This is a genomic window from Pseudomonas sp. LSJ-87 (assembly GCF_032971465.1).
GTDB classification, from domain to species: Bacteria; Pseudomonadota; Gammaproteobacteria; order Pseudomonadales; family Pseudomonadaceae; genus Aquipseudomonas; species Aquipseudomonas putida_Z.
On sequence record NZ_JAWJYQ010000017.1, the window covers coordinates 144639 to 161776 of the forward strand.

16 protein-coding genes are annotated in these 17138 nt (G+C 64.9%); 13 read left to right on the forward strand and 3 right to left on the reverse strand.

Translation table 11 applies throughout. The features are described from left to right. Positions 1-82 precede the first annotated feature (82 nt). The 12 genes from RYH74_RS11925 (at position 83) to RYH74_RS11980 (ending at position 13167) form a co-directional block, all read left to right on the forward strand. On the forward strand, positions 83-490 hold the full coding sequence (locus tag RYH74_RS11925) for a DUF2946 family protein (RefSeq protein WP_317409441.1): 408 nt from the start codon (positions 83-85) through the stop codon (positions 488-490). A gap of 47 nt (positions 491-537) precedes the next feature. Further along, positions 538-1023, forward strand: a complete 486-nt coding sequence (locus RYH74_RS11930; RefSeq protein WP_025340794.1) for a copper chaperone PCu(A)C — start codon at positions 538-540, stop codon at positions 1021-1023. A 23-nt stretch (positions 1024-1046) separates the two neighbouring features. Continuing rightward, a complete protein-coding gene (locus RYH74_RS11935; RefSeq protein ID WP_286100637.1) occupies positions 1047-1478 on the forward strand; it encodes a DUF2946 domain-containing protein in 432 nt (143 codons plus the stop codon). Positions 1479-1546: 68 nt separating this feature from the next. Then, positions 1547-3595, forward strand: a complete 2049-nt coding sequence (locus RYH74_RS11940) for a TonB-dependent copper receptor (protein WP_317409442.1) — start codon at positions 1547-1549, stop codon at positions 3593-3595. 58 nt (positions 3596-3653) lie between these two features. Beyond that, positions 3654-5021 carry a PepSY domain-containing protein gene (locus tag RYH74_RS11945; protein ID WP_317409443.1) on the forward strand — a complete coding sequence of 456 codons (1368 nt, stop codon included), beginning with the start codon at positions 3654-3656 and terminating at the stop codon, positions 5019-5021. A 237-nt stretch (positions 5022-5258) separates the two neighbouring features. Continuing rightward, positions 5259-6665 (forward strand): D-serine/D-alanine/glycine transporter, encoded by a 1407-nt coding sequence (gene cycA, locus RYH74_RS11950; protein WP_075046504.1) that lies wholly within the window; start codon positions 5259-5261, stop codon positions 6663-6665. A 286-nt stretch (positions 6666-6951) separates the two neighbouring features. Beyond that, on the forward strand, positions 6952-8217 hold the full coding sequence (urtA, locus tag RYH74_RS11955; protein WP_317409444.1) for an urea ABC transporter substrate-binding protein: 1266 nt from the start codon (positions 6952-6954) through the stop codon (positions 8215-8217). A gap of 138 nt (positions 8218-8355) precedes the next feature. Beyond that, entirely contained in the window at positions 8356-9843 is a 1488-nt protein-coding gene (gene urtB, locus RYH74_RS11960; protein WP_410902912.1) for an urea ABC transporter permease subunit UrtB, read from the forward strand. Beyond that, positions 9843-10922: an urea ABC transporter permease subunit UrtC gene (gene urtC / locus RYH74_RS11965; RefSeq protein WP_025340800.1), complete on the forward strand. Its 1080-nt coding sequence runs from the start codon at positions 9843-9845 to the stop codon at positions 10920-10922. The genes urtB and urtC overlap by 1 nt, the downstream gene beginning before the upstream one ends. Beyond that, positions 10919-11776, forward strand: coding sequence for an urea ABC transporter ATP-binding protein UrtD (gene urtD, locus RYH74_RS11970; RefSeq protein WP_176240851.1), 858 nt, complete (start codon positions 10919-10921; stop codon positions 11774-11776). Before urtC ends, urtD begins: the two co-directional genes overlap by 4 nt. Before the next feature lie 145 nt (positions 11777-11921). Next, positions 11922-12620 (forward strand): urea ABC transporter ATP-binding subunit UrtE, encoded by a 699-nt coding sequence (urtE, locus tag RYH74_RS11975; protein WP_317409445.1) that lies wholly within the window; start codon positions 11922-11924, stop codon positions 12618-12620. A gap of 31 nt (positions 12621-12651) precedes the next feature. Continuing rightward, positions 12652-13167, forward strand: coding sequence for an N-acetyltransferase family protein (locus RYH74_RS11980; protein ID WP_317409446.1), 516 nt, complete (start codon positions 12652-12654; stop codon positions 13165-13167). 126 nt (positions 13168-13293) lie between these two features. Here the strand turns inward: RYH74_RS11980 and RYH74_RS11985 are convergent, their stop codons facing one another. Together RYH74_RS11985 and cbpA are read right to left on the reverse strand one after the other, a co-directional pair. Then, on the reverse strand, positions 13294-13599 hold the full coding sequence (locus RYH74_RS11985; RefSeq protein ID WP_025340803.1) for a chaperone modulator CbpM: 306 nt from the start codon (positions 13597-13599) through the stop codon (positions 13294-13296). 2 nt (positions 13600-13601) lie between these two features. After that, positions 13602-14555: a curved DNA-binding protein gene (gene cbpA, locus RYH74_RS11990; protein ID WP_317409447.1), complete on the reverse strand. Its 954-nt coding sequence runs from the start codon at positions 14553-14555 to the stop codon at positions 13602-13604. Between the two features lie 164 nt (positions 14556-14719). Between cbpA and RYH74_RS11995 the strand changes: the two genes are divergently transcribed. Further along, the gene (locus RYH74_RS11995) at positions 14720-15991 is read left to right on the forward strand and encodes an Hsp70 family protein (protein ID WP_085587946.1); all 1272 of its coding nucleotides are present in this window, start codon (positions 14720-14722) and stop codon (positions 15989-15991) included. Positions 15992-16125: 134 nt separating this feature from the next. Here the strand turns inward: RYH74_RS11995 and RYH74_RS12000 are convergent, their stop codons facing one another. Further along, entirely contained in the window at positions 16126-17133 is a 1008-nt protein-coding gene (locus RYH74_RS12000; protein WP_025340806.1) for an AI-2E family transporter, read from the reverse strand. Positions 17134-17138 lie beyond the last annotated feature (5 nt).

Genomic DNA, 17138 nt, shown 5'->3' on the forward strand with positions numbered 1-17138 from the left:
CTGCGTCACTTCACCGCACCCCGCCATTTTTACCTATACTCCGCCTTACAATACCCACCACGATTCCTGACCGGATCTCTCCATGCCCCCACGTCGGCACATCGCCTGGATAGCCTGCCTTGCAGTGCTGTTCAACCTGCTGGCCATGCCGCTGTCTTCCGCCGCGCCCAAGGGCCCGGCCGAGCAGCTGCTGTGGGGGGCCTTCTGTTCCAGCATGGCCAACAAGGCCAAGGTCGACGTCCAGGCCCTGGCCAAGATCGACCTCGGCCCGCAAAGCGACGACAGCGCCAGCATGATGAATTGCTGGTGCTGCTCCGGTGCCGCGCCGCTGCTGGCCCTGCCCGGTTACCCGCCGCAGCTGCACAACCCGCCGCAGCTGCACAACCCGCCGATACTGCTCGCCGGCCTGCTGCCGCCACCCGCCGACTACCACGCCACGCCGCGCCAACTCTGGCCGGCGCTCAATCCCCGTGCCTCTCCGCTGGCCTGAGTTCTTCACGCTGTCTGCCTGAACCTGAACAGAAACGGAGATTCACCATGCTCAAGCACGCCCTCGTCATGGCCGCCCTGCTGCTGCCCGGCGCCTTTGCCAATGCCCACGAATACAGCGTGGGTGACCTGCACATCGCCCACCCCTGGTCACTGCAGCTGCCCCCCAACGCCCCCAACGTCGCGGCGTATTTCGTGGTGCACAACAATGGCCAGGCCGACGACCGCCTGCTCAGCGTCGATAGCCCCATCAGCGATGACGCACAACTGCACGAGCATGCCATGAGCGCCAGCGGTGCCATGAAGATGCAGCAGGTGCCCAGCGTGGTGGTGCCCGCAGGCAAGGACCTGACCTTCGCCCCCAGCGCCTACCATGTGATGCTGATGCAGCCCAAGGACCGCAGCCTGCTCAGCGACGGCAAGCGCTTCCCGTTGACCCTGCACTTCGAAAAGGCCGGCGATATCACCGTCGATGTGGCCGTGCAGAAGCAGGCGCCGACGGACCAGCCGCAAGCCCACGAACACGCGCACTGATCACCCGCTGAAAGGCACTCGCCATGAGCCTGCCGCGCAACAGCATCAGCCGTACCACCCGCCCTGACCGCAGGCGCGCCGGTGGCGGATGGCTGAGCCTGTTCGCCATGTGGATGATCTTCATCGGCCCGCTGATTTCCCAGTCGATGCCGATGGACCACCACGCCGGCATGAGCATGCCGATGGACATGCCGATGGCCACCGCCCATCAGCATGGCGGCGACACCCATCACGGCCAGGCTGGCGATGGCCAGCTGCATGTGATGTGGGAAAAGTGCGGTTACTGCAGCCTGTTGTTCAACTGCCCGGCCCTGCCCCAGGCCCTCAGCCCGCTCAGTGCCGGCAGCGTCGTACCCACCACCCACCTGTACGCACCCACGCGCCAGGGCCATGCCCGGCAGGCTGTATTCCCCGGCGCGCGCAGCCGCGCCCCACCTTCCTCGATCAACGTCTGAACCCACATTTTTTGCGCACGGAGCCAGGAGGCTTCGCGCTGACTCATGACTGATCGACTGGAATCATTATGTCCGGCTGCACCCCTGTTTTTGCCTTGTCCCTGCGTGGGACCATCGCCGCCGTGTGCGGCTCGCTGCTCGCGCCCGTGGCCCTGGCCGCCGACCCAGGCCATGAAGGCCATGCACACGACGCCCCCGAGCTGAGCCCGACGGTGATCACCGCCGTGGCCCCGAGCTCGCCGCTGACCGTGGTCACCAACCCGAAAGACCCGCGCCAGCCGGTGCCGGCCAGCGATGGCGCCGACTACCTGAAGACCATCCCCGGCTTCTCGGCCATCCGCGCCGGCGGCACCAACGGCGACCCGGTACTGCGCGGCATGTTCGGCTCGCGCCTGAACATCCTCACCAATGGCGGCCTGATGCTGGGCGCCTGCCCCAACCGCATGGACGCCCCCACGTCGTACATCTCGCCGGAAACCTACGACCGCCTGACCGTCATCAAAGGCCCGCAAAGCGTGATCTGGGGCCCGGGCGGCTCGGCGGGCACCATCCTCTTCGAGCGCGAGCCGGAGAAGTTCGGCACCCTCGGCAGCCGGGTCAATGCCAGCCTGCTGGCCGGCTCCAACGGCCGTTTCGACAAGGTGCTGGACACTGCCGCCGGCAACGACCAGGCCTACGCCCGCTTCGTCGGCAACCAGTCGCGCTCGGACGACTACCACGACGGCGATGACAACACCGTGCCGTCACGCTGGGACAAGTGGAACGGCGATGTCGCCCTCGGCTGGACCCCCGACCAGGACACCCTGCTGGAACTCACCGCCGGCAAGGGCGATGGCGAGGCCCGCTATGCCGGGCGTGGCATGGACGGCTCGCAGTTCAAGCGCGAAAGCCTGGGCCTGCGTTTCGAAAAGTCCAACCTCGGCGAGGTGCTCGACAAGGTCGAGGCGCAGGTCTACTACAACTACGCCGACCACGTGATGGACAACTACAGCCTGCGCACGCCTTCGGGCAGCGGCATGATGGGCATGCCGATGGTCAGCAACGTCGACCGCCGCACCATGGGCGCACGCATCAAGGCCACCTGGCGCTGGGCTGATGTTCAACTGATCGGCGGCATCGACGCGCAGGCCAACGAACATCGCAAGCGCGGTGGCATGGGTGTGGACGCGCACAAGGGCAAGGCCTGGACCAAGGACGCCGACTTCCACAACTACGGTGCCTTCGGCGAGCTGACCTGGTACGTCAGCGGCGAGGACCGGTTGATCAGCGGTGCCCGCCTGGACCGCGCCTCGGCCCGCGACTTCCGCGCGACCAGCGCCACCAACGGCAACACCCGCGCCGACACCCTGCCCAGCGGTTTCGTGCGCTACGAGCACGACCTGGCTGCGCTGCCAGCCACCACCTACATCGGCCTCGGCCATGCGCAACGCTTCCCCGACTACTGGGAGCTGTTCTCGGCGGGCGGCCCCACCGGCTCGGTCAATGCCTTCGACAGCATCAAGCCGGAGAAGACCACCCAGCTCGACTTCGGTGTCCAGTACCGCGACGAGCGCATGGAAGCCTGGGCTTCCGGCTACGTGGGGCAGATCCGCGACTACATCCTGTTCGACTACCAGGGGATGAGCTCCCGGGCGCGCAATATCGACGCCCGCATCATGGGCGGCGAATTGGGCGCGGCCTATCAGCTGACGGAAAACTGGAAGGCCGATGCCACGCTGGCCTACGCCTGGGGCAAGAACAGCAGTGACGGCACGGCACTACCGCAAATGCCGCCCCTGGAAAGCCGCCTGGGCCTGACCTACAGCCGCGATGTCTGGAGCGTCGGCGCACTGTGGCGGTTGGTGGCGGCGCAGAACCGCATCGCCGAGAACCAGGGCAACGTGGTCGGCAAGGACTACGACAAGAGCGCCGGATTCGGCGTGTTCTCGCTCAATGGCGCCTACAAGGTAAGCAACCACCTCAAGCTCAGCGTAGGGGTCGACAACCTGTTCGACAAGACCTACGCCGAGCACTTGAACCTGGCCGGGAACGCCGGGTTCGGCTACCCGGCTACCGATCCACAGCCGGTCAACGAGCCAGGCAGGACCTTCTGGACCAAGGTCGACTTCAGCTTCTGACAACAACAACGGGCGCGGCGCAGGTCGCGCCCATCTGCTGGTCAAACAGGAGGTTCCCATGAGAGGAACACGCATCAACTTCTACAACCTGGCCTGGCGTTGGCACTTCTATGCGGGGCTGTTCGTGGCCCCGTTCATGATCCTGCTGGCAATTACCGGGATCATCTACCTGTTCAAGCCGCAGCTCGACCCGCTGCTGTACCGCGAGCTGATGGTGGTCGAAGCCGGCCACCACCGACAGGGCGCGGACACGATGCTGGCCGAGGTGCGCAAGGCCTACCCCAAGGGCCACGTTGGCCAGTACCTGCCGCCGCTGGACGCCGAACGCAGCGCACAATTCGTGGTGCATGACGGCGGGCGCGAACTGAACGTGTTCGTCGACCCCTATAGCGGCAAAGTCCTCGGCGAACAGGATGGCAAGCAGAACCTGCAGGCCATCGCCCGCGCCCTGCATGGCGAACTGATGGTCGGCACGGTCGGTGACCGCCTGGTAGAACTGGCCGCGGGCTGGGGCATCGTGCTGGTGGTGTCGGGCCTGTACTTGTGGTGGCCACGCGGGCGCAATGGCGCTGGGGTGCTGTGGCCACGGCTGTCGGCACGCGGCCGACTGTTCTGGCGCGACCTGCATGCGGTGACCGGTTTCTGGGGCTCGGCCTTGTTGCTGCTGATGCTGGTCAGCGGCATGACCTGGACCGGCCTGTGGGGCAAGCAGTACGCCGACTTGTGGAACCGCTTTCCGGCGGCCATGTGGAACGACGTGCCCAAGTCGGACCAGCAGGCGGGTGAACTCAACAGCGCGCACCGCCAGACCGTGCCCTGGGCGATGGAAAACACGCCGATGCCGCAGTCCGGTGCACACGCCGAACATGCCGGGCATCACATGATGTCGAGCGCGCCGGCAGCGCCACAGATAAGCCTGCAGCAGGTCGAAGACATCGCTACCGCGCGCCAGGTCGAACCGGGTTACAGCATTACCGCGCCGACCACGGCCGATGGCGTGTTCACCATCGCCGTATTCGCCGACGACCCGCGCAACGACGCCACCCTGCATGTCGACCAGTACACCGGCAAGGTGCTGGCCGATGTGCGCTGGCACGACTACAGCCCGGTCGCCCGTGCCACCGAGCTGGGTGTGATGCTGCATGAAGGCAAGATGTTCGGGGCGTTCAACCAGATCATCATCCTGCTGGTGTGCCTGATGATCTTGCTGGGCTCGGTGAGCGGGCTGGTGATGTGGTGGAAGCGCAGGCCGGCCGGCGGGCTGGGTGTGCCGCCGCTGCGCCATGACCTGCCGCGCTGGAAAGTAGCGGTGGGGGTGATGCTGGTACTGGGGTTGATGTTCCCGCTGGTGGGGGTGTCGATGGTGGTGATGTGGCTGGTGGATAGCCTGGTGGTGAGGCGCGGTCGGGTGCTGGCCAGCGCCTGAGCCTTGCTTCGTCTGTGCCGGCCCTTTCGCGGGTAAACCCGCTCCCACAGTTTCTGCGCCAAGCCTTAGGGCAGCGCGGTCCCTGTGGGAGCGGGTTCACCCGCGAAGAGGCCGGCACAGGCACAACACTGCTCCCCAAAAGTCGAGTCGATCTGTCGCGCCCCGAACTGGAACGCGCGTGTTAGCCTAGCCGGCTACCTCTGACAAGACGACCGACCGTCCAACGGAATGCAGCCTATGACGCAAACCTCACCCACAGCGCCAGATGAACAGCATCTGCAGCGCAACCTGACCAACCGCCACATCCAGCTGATCGCCATCGGTGGCGCGATCGGTACCGGCCTGTTCATGGGCTCGGGCAAGACCATCAGCCTGGCCGGGCCGTCGATAATCTTCGTCTACATGATCATCGGCTTCATGCTGTTCTTCGTCATGCGCGCCATGGGCGAACTGCTGCTGTCGAACCTCAACTACAAGTCGTTCATCGATTTCTCCGCCGACCTGCTCGGCCCCTGGGCGGGCTACTTCACCGGCTGGACCTACTGGTTCTGCTGGGTAGTCACCGGCATCGCCGATGTGGTCGCGATCGCGGCCTATACGCAGTTCTGGTTCCCCGAACTGCCGCAGTGGATACCGGCGCTGACCTGCGTAGGGCTGCTGCTGTCGCTGAACCTGGTGACGGTGAAGATGTTCGGTGAAATGGAGTTCTGGTTCGCCCTGATCAAGATCGTCGCCATCATCGGCCTGGTCGTCACCGGCCTGTACATGGTCATCACCGGCTTCACCTCGCCCAGCGGGCGCACCGCGCAGCTGGCCAACCTGTGGAATGACGGCGGCATGTTCCCCAATGGCCTGATGGGCTTCTTCGCCGGCTTCCAGATCGCCGTGTTCGCCTTCGTCGGCATCGAGCTGGTAGGCACCACCGCCGCCGAAGCGAAGAACCCGGAACGCACCCTGCCACGGGCGATCAACTCGATCCCGGTACGGATCATCGTGTTCTACGTGCTGGCGCTGATCGCGATCATGGCCGTGACCCCATGGCGCGACGTGGTGCCGGGCAAGAGCCCGTTCGTGGAGCTGTTCGTGCTGGCCGGCCTGCCGGCGGCGGCGAGCATCATCAACTTCGTGGTGCTGACCTCGGCGGCCTCGTCGGCCAACAGCGGCGTGTTCTCCACCAGCCGCATGCTCTACGGCCTGAGCCAGGAGGGTGACGCACCCAAGGCGTTCGAGAAACTGTCGAGCCGCTCGGTACCAGCCAACGGCCTGTACTTCTCCTGCACCTGCCTGCTGCTGGGCGCAGTGCTGATCTACCTGGTGCCGAACGTGGTCGAGGCATTCACCCTGGTCACCACCGTTTCGGCGGTGCTGTTCATGTTCGTCTGGACACTGATCCTGCTGTCGTACCTGAAGTACCGCAAGCACCGCGCGGCACTGCACCAGGCCTCGAAGTACAAGATGCCGGGCGGGCGCTTCATGTGCTACGTGTGCCTGGTGTTCTTTGCTTTCATCCTGGTGTTGCTGAGCCTGGAAGACGATACCCGCGCGGCATTGCTGGTGACGCCGATCTGGTTCGTGCTGCTGGCGGTGACCTATCAGGGTGTGCGCAGCAAGCGCCATCCGCGAACGGCAGTGCGTAACAGCTGATGGCCGAGGGGGCTGCTCTGCAGCCCTTTCGCCGGCAAGCCAGCTCCCACAGGGACAGCGCATGGCTCGAGGCCGATGCGGTCGGGGTGGGAGCTGGCTTGCCGGCGATGGGCCGCACAGCGGCCCCAATCCTGTGCACACAAATCCATCAGGCACCAACCTGGATCCAACCAACGCCCCAACACCTCGCACAACCCCTCTATTGCGCACCTTCCGCCGTTAGGCACACCCCTTGCAACACCCCTCCCCGCTTGCCCAACACATAAAAACTCAGCGGAGAGAGCACATGAAGCGACGCAGTCTGATCAAGGCCTTCACCCTTAGCGCATCGATTGCCGCAATGGGCCTGAGCTGGAGCATCCAGGCCGCCGAAACCATCAAGGTCGGCATCCTGCATTCGCTGTCGGGGACCATGGCCATTTCCGAGACTTCGCTCAAGGACATGGCGCTGATGACCATCGAGCAGATCAACGCCAAGGGTGGCGTGAACGGCAAGCTGCTCGAGCCGGTGATGGTCGACCCGGCCTCCAACTGGCCGCTGTTCGCCGAAAAGAGCCGACAGCTGCTGACCCAGGACAAGGTGGCAGTGGTGTTCGGCTGCTGGACCTCGGTGTCACGCAAGTCGGTGCTGCCGGTGTTCGAAGAGCTCAACGGCCTGCTGTTCTACCCGGTGCAGTACGAGGGTGAAGAGATGTCGCCGAACGTGTTCTACACCGGCGCCGCGCCCAACCAGCAGGCCATCCCGGCCGTGGAGTACCTGATGAGCGAGGACGGCGGCAGCGCCAAGCGCTTCTTCCTGCTAGGCACCGACTACGTCTACCCGCGCACCACCAACAAGATCCTGCGTGCCTTCCTGCACAGCAAGGGCGTGGCCGACAAGGACATTGAGGAGGTGTACACGCCGTTCGGCCACAGCGATTACCAGACCATCGTCGCCAACATCAAGAAGTTCTCCGCCGGCGGCAAGACCGCCGTCATCTCCACGGTCAACGGCGACTCCAACGTGCCGTTCTACAAGGAGCTGGCCAACCAGGGCCTGAAGGCCACCGACGTGCCGGTGGTGGCGTTCTCGGTGGGCGAAGAAGAACTGCGCGGCATCGACACCAAGCCGCTGGTGGGCCATCTGGCGGCGTGGAACTACTTCGAGTCGGTGGATAACCCGGTCAACCAGAAATTTGTCGCCGACTGGAAGGCCTACGCCAAGGCCAAGGGCCTGCCAGGCGCGGACAAGGCGGTGACCAACGACCCGATGGAGGCCACCTACGTGGGCATCCACATGTGGGCGCAGGCGGTGGAGAAAGCCAAGTCCACCGATGTCGACAAGGTGCGCGAGGCACTGGCCGGGCAAAGCTTCGAGGCGCCGTCCGGTTTCACCCTGACCATGGACAAGACCAACCACCACCTGCACAAGCCGGTGATGATCGGCGAGATCCAGGATGACGGGCAGTTCAGCGTGGTGTGGGAAACCGAGCAACCGCTGCGGGCGCAGCCATGGAGCCCGTTCATTCCCGGTAACGACAAGCGCCCTGATTACGCCGTGAAAGGTAACTGAGTGCATGGGGCCGCTGCGCGGCCCATTCGCGGGTAAACCCGCTCCCACAGGTACGGTGCAAGGTCTGAGACTTTTGCGATCCCTGTGGGAGCGGGTTCACCCGCGAAGAATCCAACGCCGATTTTCAGGATTACTCGCATGCTCAGACTGCTGCTCACCCTGCTCCTGCTGATGCCCTTGGCAACCCAGGCCAGCGAGGGCGAATTCTTCCTCGCTGCCAAGCCCGCCGAGCAAGCCCGCCTGCTCGAAGGCTGGGCCGCGCAACCCGATGCCGCCCGCCTGCCGCTGCTGGACAACCTGCGCCAAGGCCGCATCGCCGCCGACGACACGCGCAAGGTGCGCCTGAACAACCGCCTGCGCGGCCTGATCGACAACGCCCTGGCCAGCCACCAGCTGCTCAGCGACAACAGCGCAACCCGCCTGGCCGCCGCCCAGCAACTGCAAAAGAGCGCCCAGCCCGCGCAGATGGCCTTCCTCGACCGGCGCTTCGCCATCGAAGTGGACCCCGCCGTGCACGCCGCCCTCGGCCTGGCCCTGGCCAACCTGCAACTGGGCGCCAGCGAACCAGCGGTACGCCTGGCTGCCGTGCGCCTGCTCGGCGAAACCGGTGACCCGCTGGCCCGCACCCGCCTCGAAGCCTTGCTGCAACCCAACGCGGAAACCGACCCGGGCGTGCGCACCGCCGCCGAAACCAGCCTGGCCCAGGTGCAGCGCAAGCTGCTGGTGGGCGAACTGCTCGGCCAGGCCTTCAGCGGCCTGTCGCTGGGCTCGATCCTGCTGCTGGCAGCCCTTGGCCTGGCCATCACCTTCGGCCTGCTCGGGGTGATCAACATGGCCCACGGCGAAATGCTGATGCTCGGCGCCTACAGCACCTACATGGTCCAGGTACTGCTGCAGCGCTACGCCCCCGGCGCCATCGAGTTCTACCCGCTGATCGCTTTGCCGGTGGCGTTCGCCATCAGTGCCGGGGTTGGCATGGCGTTGGAGCGCACGGTAATCCGCCACCTGTATGGCCGCCCACTGGAAACCCTGCTGGCGACCTGGGGCATCAGCCTGATCCTGATCCAGGCCATCCGCCTGCTGTTCGGCGCGCAGAACGTCGAAGTCAGCAACCCGACCTGGCTGTCGGGGGGCATCCAGCTGCTGCCCAACCTGGTGCTGCCATACAACCGCCTGGTGATCATCGGCTTCGCCCTGGCCGTGGTACTGCTCACCTGGCTGCTGCTCAACCGCACACGGCTGGGCCTGAACGTGCGCGCGGTCACCCAGAACCGCAACATGGCCGCCTGCTGCGGCGTGTCCACCGGGCGCGTAGACATGCTCGCCTTCGGCCTCGGCTCGGGCATCGCCGGGCTCGGCGGCGTGGCCCTGAGCCAGGTCGGCAACGTCGGCCCGGACCTGGGCCAGAGCTACATCATCGACTCGTTCCTGGTGGTGGTGCTCGGCGGCGTCGGCCAGTTGGCCGGCAGCCTGTGGGCAGCCTTCGGCCTTGGCATCGCCAACAAGCTGCTAGAGCCGCAGATCGGCGCCGTGCTCGGCAAGATCCTCATCCTTGCGTTGATCATTCTGTTCATCCAGAAGCGCCCGCAAGGCCTGTTCGCCCTCAAGGGACGGGTAATCGACTGATGAACCAGCCACTGCTTGTCACCGCTACGCAAAAGGCCGGACCACGCCTGACCCTGGCCATCGGCGCCGTCGTCGTCCTGCTGCTGGTGGCCCTGCCGCTGCTGTCGCTGCTGCCGGCGGACCATGCCCTGCAAGTGTCGGCCTACACCCTGACCCTGGTCGGCAAGATCCTCTGCTACGCCATCGTCGCGCTGGCCCTGGACCTGGTCTGGGGCTACGCCGGGCTGCTGTCGCTGGGCCACGGGCTGTTCTTCGCCCTCGGTGGCTACGCCATGGGCATGTACCTGATGCGCCAGGCCGCCGGTGACGGCCTGCCAGGGTTCATGACCTTCCTGTCGTGGAGCGAGCTGCCGTGGTACTGGGCTGGCACCCAGCATTTCGCCTGGGCCCTGTGCCTGGTGGTGCTGGCGCCCGGGCTGCTGGCGCTGGTGTTCGGCTGGTTCGCCTTCCGCTCGCGGATCAAGGGCGTGTACTTCTCGATCATGACCCAGGCGCTGACCTTCGCCGGCATGTTGCTGTTCTTCCGCAACGAAACCGGCTTTGGCGGCAACAACGGCTTTACCAGCTTCCGCACCATCCTTGGCTTCGACATTGCCGCCCAAGGCACCCGCGCGGTGCTGTTCCTGCTCACCGTCGGCCTGCTGCTGGCCAGCCTGTACCTGTGCTGGCGCCTCACCCGCAGCAAGTTCGGCCGCCTGCTCACCGCCGTGCGCGACGCCGAAAACCGCCTGATGTTCTGTGGCTACGACCCACGCGGTTTCAAGCTGCTGGTGTGGGTGCTAAGCGCCGTACTGTGCGGCCTGGCCGGTGCGCTGTACGTACCGCAGGTGGGCATCATCAACCCCAGCGAGATGTCGCCGACCAACTCCATCGAAGCCGCCGTGTGGGTGGCCCTGGGCGGGCGCGGCACCTTGATCGGCCCGCTGCTCGGCGCCGGCCTGGTCAATGGCATGAAAAGCTGGTTCACCGTGGCCTTCCCGGAGTTCTGGCTGTTCTTCCTCGGCGCGTTGTTCATCCTCGTCACCCTGTACCTGCCCAAGGGCGTGGTCGGCCTGTTGAAGAAAAGGAGCCAGCCATGAGAGGCGTGCCCCCGGTCCACCCGGAATTCATGCTCGAACCGGTGTTCGACAACCTCGGCGCCGGCCGCGACGCCATCGGCCTGGGCCACAGCCGCAAGGCCGGCCTTGATACCCGCCATGGCACGGTGCTGAGCCTGGAAGACATCAGCGTCAGCTTCGATGGCTTCAAGGCGCTGAACGCGCTGAACCTGTACATCGGCGTGGGCGAGCTGCGCTGCATCATCGGCCCCAACGGGGCCGGCAAGACCACGATGATGGATGTGATCACCGGCAAGACCCGGCCCGACAGCGGTACGGCCTATTTCGGTGACACCCTCGACCTGACCCGCATGAGCGAATACCAGATCGCCCAGGCCGGCATAGGCCGCAAGTTCCAGAAGCCCACGGTGTTCGAGGCGCTGACGGTGTTCGAAAACCTGGAGCTGGCGCTGAAGACCGACAAGTCGGTATGGGCCAGCCTGGCAGCGCGCTTGGGTGGTGAGCAGCGCCAGCGCATCGAAGAGGTGCTGGGCACCTTGCGCCTGCTGCCGCTGGCCCAGCGCCAGGCGGGCTTGCTGTCGCATGGGCAGAAGCAGTTCCTGGAGATCGGCATGCTACTGGTGCAGGAGCCGCAACTACTGTTGCTGGACGAGCCGGTGGCGGGCATGACCGATGCCGAGACCGAGTTCACCGCCGAGCTGTTCAAGGGGTTGGCTGGCAAGCATTCGCTGATGGTGGTGGAGCACGACATGGGGTTTGTCGGCAGCATTGCCGACCATGTGACCGTGCTGCACCAGGGCAGCGTGCTGGCGGAAGGGTCGCTGGAGCAGGTGCAGGCGGATGAGCGGGTGGTCGAGGTGTATCTGGGCCGCTAGACATTGAAACCTGTGCCGGCCTCTTCGCGGGTAAACCCGCTCCCACAGGTACGGCACAGGCCTGAAGAGCTGCGCAGTCCTTGTGGGAGCGGGTTCACCCGCGAAAAGGCCGGCACAGGCAAAGCAGATTTCCCAGGAACCACACATGCTGAAAATCGACACCCTGCACCAGTACTACGGCGGCAGCCATATCCTCCGGGGTCTGTCCTTCGAAGCCAAGGTCGGCGAAGTCACCTGCCTGCTGGGCCGCAACGGCGTGGGCAAGACCACCCTGCTGCGCTGCCTGATGGGCCTGGTTCCGGCCCGCGACGGCAGCATCGAATGGGAAGGCAAGCCGATCACCAGCCTCAAGCCCCAGCAACGGATCCACGCCGGCATCGCCTACGTGCCCCAGGGCCGCGAGATCTTCCCGCGCCTCACTGTCGAGGAAAACCTGCTGATGGGCCTTTCGCGCTTCCCCGCCCGTGAAGCTCGGGAGGTACCGCCCTTCATCTACGAACTGTTCCCCGTGCTGGAACAGATGAAACAACGCCGTGGCGGTGACCTGTCCGGCGGCCAGCAGCAACAGCTGGCCATCGGCCGCGCGCTGGCCAGCCGCCCGCGCCTGCTGATCCTCGACGAGCCCACCGAGGGTATCCAGCCTTCGGTGATCAAGGAGATCGGCGCAGTCATCCGCCGCCTGGCCGAGCGTGGCGACATGGCAATCCTGCTGGTGGAGCAGTTCTACGACTTCGCCGAGGAGCTGGCCGACCAGTATCTGGTGATGGCCCGTGGCGAGATCATCCAGCGGGGGCGCGGTGAAAACATGCAGGCCGAAGGTGTGCGCGGGCTGGTAACCATTTAATCTGCAAGCAACAACCCTGCGAGACGCTGTCATGAGTCATGAAATCCGCGACGCCCTGCCTTCCGACGTGCCGGGCATCCTCGACATCTACAACGACGCGGTGCGCAACACCACGGCGATCTGGAACGAAACCCCGGTGGACCTGGCCAACCGCCTGGCCTGGTTTGCCGCACGTGCGCAGCAGGGTTACCCGATCCTGGTGGCGGTGGATGAGAGCGGGGTGCTGGGCTATGCGTCGTTTGGCGACTGGCGGCCGTTCGAGGGCTTTCGCCTTACCGTTGAGCATTCGGTGTATATCCGCAGCGACCAGCGTGGCAAGGGGCTGGGTCCGGTGCTGATGGCGGCGTTGGTCGAGCGTGCGCGCGCGTGTGGCAAGCATGTGATGGTGGCGGCCATCGAGAGCGGCAATGCAGCGTCGGTGCGCCTGCACGAGCGGCTGGGCTTCGTGGTGACCGGGCAGATGCCGCAGGTGGGGGTGAAGTTTGGCCGGTGGCTGGACTTGACCTTCATGCAACTGGTGCTGAACCCGGGGGCAGAACCAAGCTGAATTTGATTTTGCCTGTACTGGCCTCTTCGCGGGTAAACCCGCTCCCACAGGTACTGCACACATCTCAGGAATCGTGCGATCCCTGTGGGAGCGGGTTCACCCGCGAAGAGGCCGGGCCTGCAAACCTCACATCTGGGTAAACCTGCCCAACCGCTGCCTCAGCATGTTGTTCTCGCTGCGCAACTGCTGCACTTCCTGCAGCAGCTCCAGCGCCAGCGCCACACCTTCCCACTCCAGTTCCAGCTCCTGATGCAGCTTCGCCGCACGTTTGGCCAACAACGGCGCCTGATCGTCGAACAACCAGTCCTCCGGCGTTCGGCCGGAAGGTTCGACAATGCCGTGCTCGACGATTTCGATCACGCAGTCAGCCGTGATATCGGCCTCCTGACACAAGGTACGCATGTCCAGTTGAACGATCAGGGTGCTGCTCATGATCACTTACTCCATTGTGTCCTCGGGTTGAACGCAGCCTTCTCGGAAAGCTTGGTCCACAATTCGCGGGCAGACTCGTCGGATGCTGGCGGCATGACCACTTTCAGTTGCGCGTAAAGGTTGCCGCGCTCGCCACTCTTGTTGGCCAGGCCCTTGCCCGGTACGCGCAGGCGCTGGCCGCTCTGGCTGTCGGGGCGGATGGTGAGGTTGATCTTGCCTTCCAGGGTCGGCACGGCCACCTTGGCGCCCAGTGCGGCCTCCCACGGTGCCAGCGGCACGGTGATGATCAGGTCATGACCTTCGACATCGAACAGCGGGTGCGGTGCCATGCGAATGGTCAGGAACAGGTCGCCATTGGCCCCGCCACCAATGCCCGGCGCGCCCTGGCCCTTGAGGCGGATGCGCTCGCCGTCGGTCACCCCTGCCGGGATCTTCACGTTCAGGGTCTTGGTAGTGAAGCCGGTGCGCTGGCCCATGGCATTGGTCTGCGGCACCTGGAAGCTGATCTGCTTGGACTCCTTGCTCAGGGTCTCTTCAAGGAATACCGCCAGTTCTAGCTCCACGTCCTGCCCCCGCCTGCCGGCGCTGCGTTGCTGCTGCCGGGCACCACCGAACGGGTTGCCGCCCCGGCCACCAAAGATCGAGCTGAAAAAGTCGGAAAAATCACCGCCTTCGAAACCACCGCCACCGCCGCGGCTTTCCCAGCCCGGTGGTGCCTGGAACGGCCGGCCATGCTGGCCGCCGTACTTGCGGATTTCGTCGAATTCGGCACGTTTCTGCGCGTCGCCCAGCACTTCGTAGGCCTCGTTGGCCTCCTTGAATTTTTCCTCGGCGTCGCGCTCCTTGCTGACATCGGGGTGATACTTGCGCGCCAGCTTGCGGTACGCGGCCTTGATCGCCTTGTCGTCCGCCGTGGGCTCTACGCCGAGTATCTTGTAATAGTCTTTGAAGTCCATCTATGGATCACCAATGTGAATGTGCGTGTTGCAAAAGAAGATAGGGGTCAAGCATAGCCTTTCAAGACCGCCTTGGGTTTGCTCCATGGCAGACGACCGGTCTTGATTCTGTAGCCAACTGGCATACACTGCGCGGCCGTTTTGCCTCCGGAAGCTCATTCCCCATGTCTGACGTATCCCCGGCCCGCGCCCTGGGCATCGACTTTGGCACCTCCAACTCCACGGTCGGCTGGCACCGCCCCGGCGTCGAGTCGCTGATTGCCCTGGAAGACGGCAAGATCACCTTGCCCTCGGTGGTGTTCTTCAACATCGAGGAGCGTCGCCCGGTATATGGCCGCCTGGCACTGCACGAGTACCTGGAAGGCTACGAAGGCCGCCTGATGCGTTCGCTGAAAAGCCTGCTGGGCTCCAAGCTGATCAAGCACGACACCAGCGTGCTGGGCAGCGCCCTGCCGTTCAAGGACCTGCTGGGCATGTTCATCGGCGAGCTGAAAAAACGCGCAGAGGCCGCTGCCGGGCGTGAGTTCGAGCAGGTGGTGCTGGGCCGCCCGGTGTTCTTCGTCGACGAAGACCCGGCCGCCGACCAGGAGGCCGAGGACACCCTGGCCGAAGTGGCGCGCAAGATCGGCTTCAAGGATGTGTCGTTCCAGTACGAGCCGATTGCCGCGGCCTTCGACTACGAGTCGAGCATCAGCCGCGAAGAGCTGGTGCTGATCGTCGACATTGGCGGTGGTACCTCGGACTTCACCCTGATCCGCCTGTCGCCCGAGCGCCACCTGGTGGCCGAGCGCCAGAGCGACATCCTCGCCACCGGCGGCGTGCACATTGGCGGTACCGACTTCGACAAGCAGCTGAGCCTGCAGGGCGTGATGCCGCTGTTCGGCTACGGCAGCCGCATGAAGAGCGGCGCGCTGATGCCGACCAGCTATCACCTCAACCTCGCCACCTGGCACACCATCAACGCCCTGTATTCGCAGAAGTCGCAGCTGGCGCTGGGCAGCATGCGCTATGACATCGAGGACACGCTGGGCATCGACCGCCTGTTCAAGCTGATCGAAGAGCGTGCCGGGCACTGGTTGGCGATGGAAGTGGAGGCCAGCAAGATCGAGCTGACCGAGCAGCAGAGCCGCCACGTCGACCTCGGCCGCATCGAGCGCGAGCTGGGCGTGGACCTGTCACGAGCGCTGTTCGAGGGGGCTATCGAAGGGTTGCTGGAGCGGGTGCGTGGTAGCGTGAGCGAACTGCTGGCCAAGGCTGGAGTGAGCGAAACACAGGTCGATACGGTGTTCTTCACCGGCGGTTCCAGCGGGATTCCGGCGCTGCGCAACAGCGTGTCGGCGATGCTGCCGAATGCGCGGCATGTGGAAGGCAACATCTTTGGCAGCATTGGTAGCGGGCTGGCCATCGAGGCGCGCAAGCGTTACGGCGTAGCCTGAGCCATCCCTTTCACCTGTGCCGGCCTCTTCGCGGGTAAACCCGCTCCCACAGGGTCCCCGCAAGTCTTGAGAGAAGTGGCGAACCTGTGGGAGCGGGTTTACCCGCGAAGAGGCCGGTACTGGTCAATAAAGAATCAGACCAGTTCGGCCCGCTTCAGCTCACTCTTCAGGTAGGCATAGTAGATCGGCCCCGCCACCACCCCCGGCAGCCCGAACGCCGCTTCGAACACCAGCATCGCCAGCAGCAGTTCCCACGACTTGGCACTGATCTGCCCGCCCACGATTCGCGCGTTGAGGAAGTACTCGACCTTGTGGATGACGATCAGGTAACCCAGCGCCGCCGCCGCCACCCAGATCGACAGCGACAGGCCGACGATGGTGATCAGGGTATTCGACATCAGATTGCCGATCACCGGCAGCAGGCCCAGCAGGAAGGTCAGCACGATCAGCGTCTTGGTCAGCGGCAGGTGCACGTCGAACATCGGCAGCACCACCGCCAGGAAGATGCCGGTGAAGGTGGTGTTGAGCAGCGAAATCTTGATCTGCGCGAAGACGATGTTGCGAAACGCCTGCACCAGCAGGCTCAGGCGCTCGAACAGCGCCGCCGCCAGCGGCTTGCGCCGGGAGATGTCGGGGATGCGCTGCAAGGCGACGATGGCGCCCAGGATCATGCCGATCAACAGGGTGACGAACATGTGCGCCATGCCCTTGCCCACCAGTTGCAGGTCGCTCAGGTGGCTCTTGATCCAGTCACCGATGGCCACCTTGAACTCCGCCGCACTGGCCGGCAGGTAGCCTTCGATGAACGGCGGCAGCTGCCCGCGGGCGCGCTCCACCAGGGCCATGAACTTGTCCAGCGAAGCCCCGGGGTTTTCCGCCTCGTGCAGCAAAAAGCTGAAGGCACCGGCAAACAGCAGGGTCAGGGTGCTGACCACCAGCGTGCCGAGCAGCGCTACAGCCAGCCAGCGGGCACGCTGCCCGGCAATCAGCGGCTGCAGCCGCGGCGTGAGCATGTTGACCAGCTCGAACACCAGCAGGCCGGCCAGCAGGCTCGGCAGCAATTTCAGGGGTAACGCCAGCAACAGGCCGGCAAACACGATGATCCAGCTGGCCAGGGTGACCTGGCGGGGGGTGAAGGTCATACAGC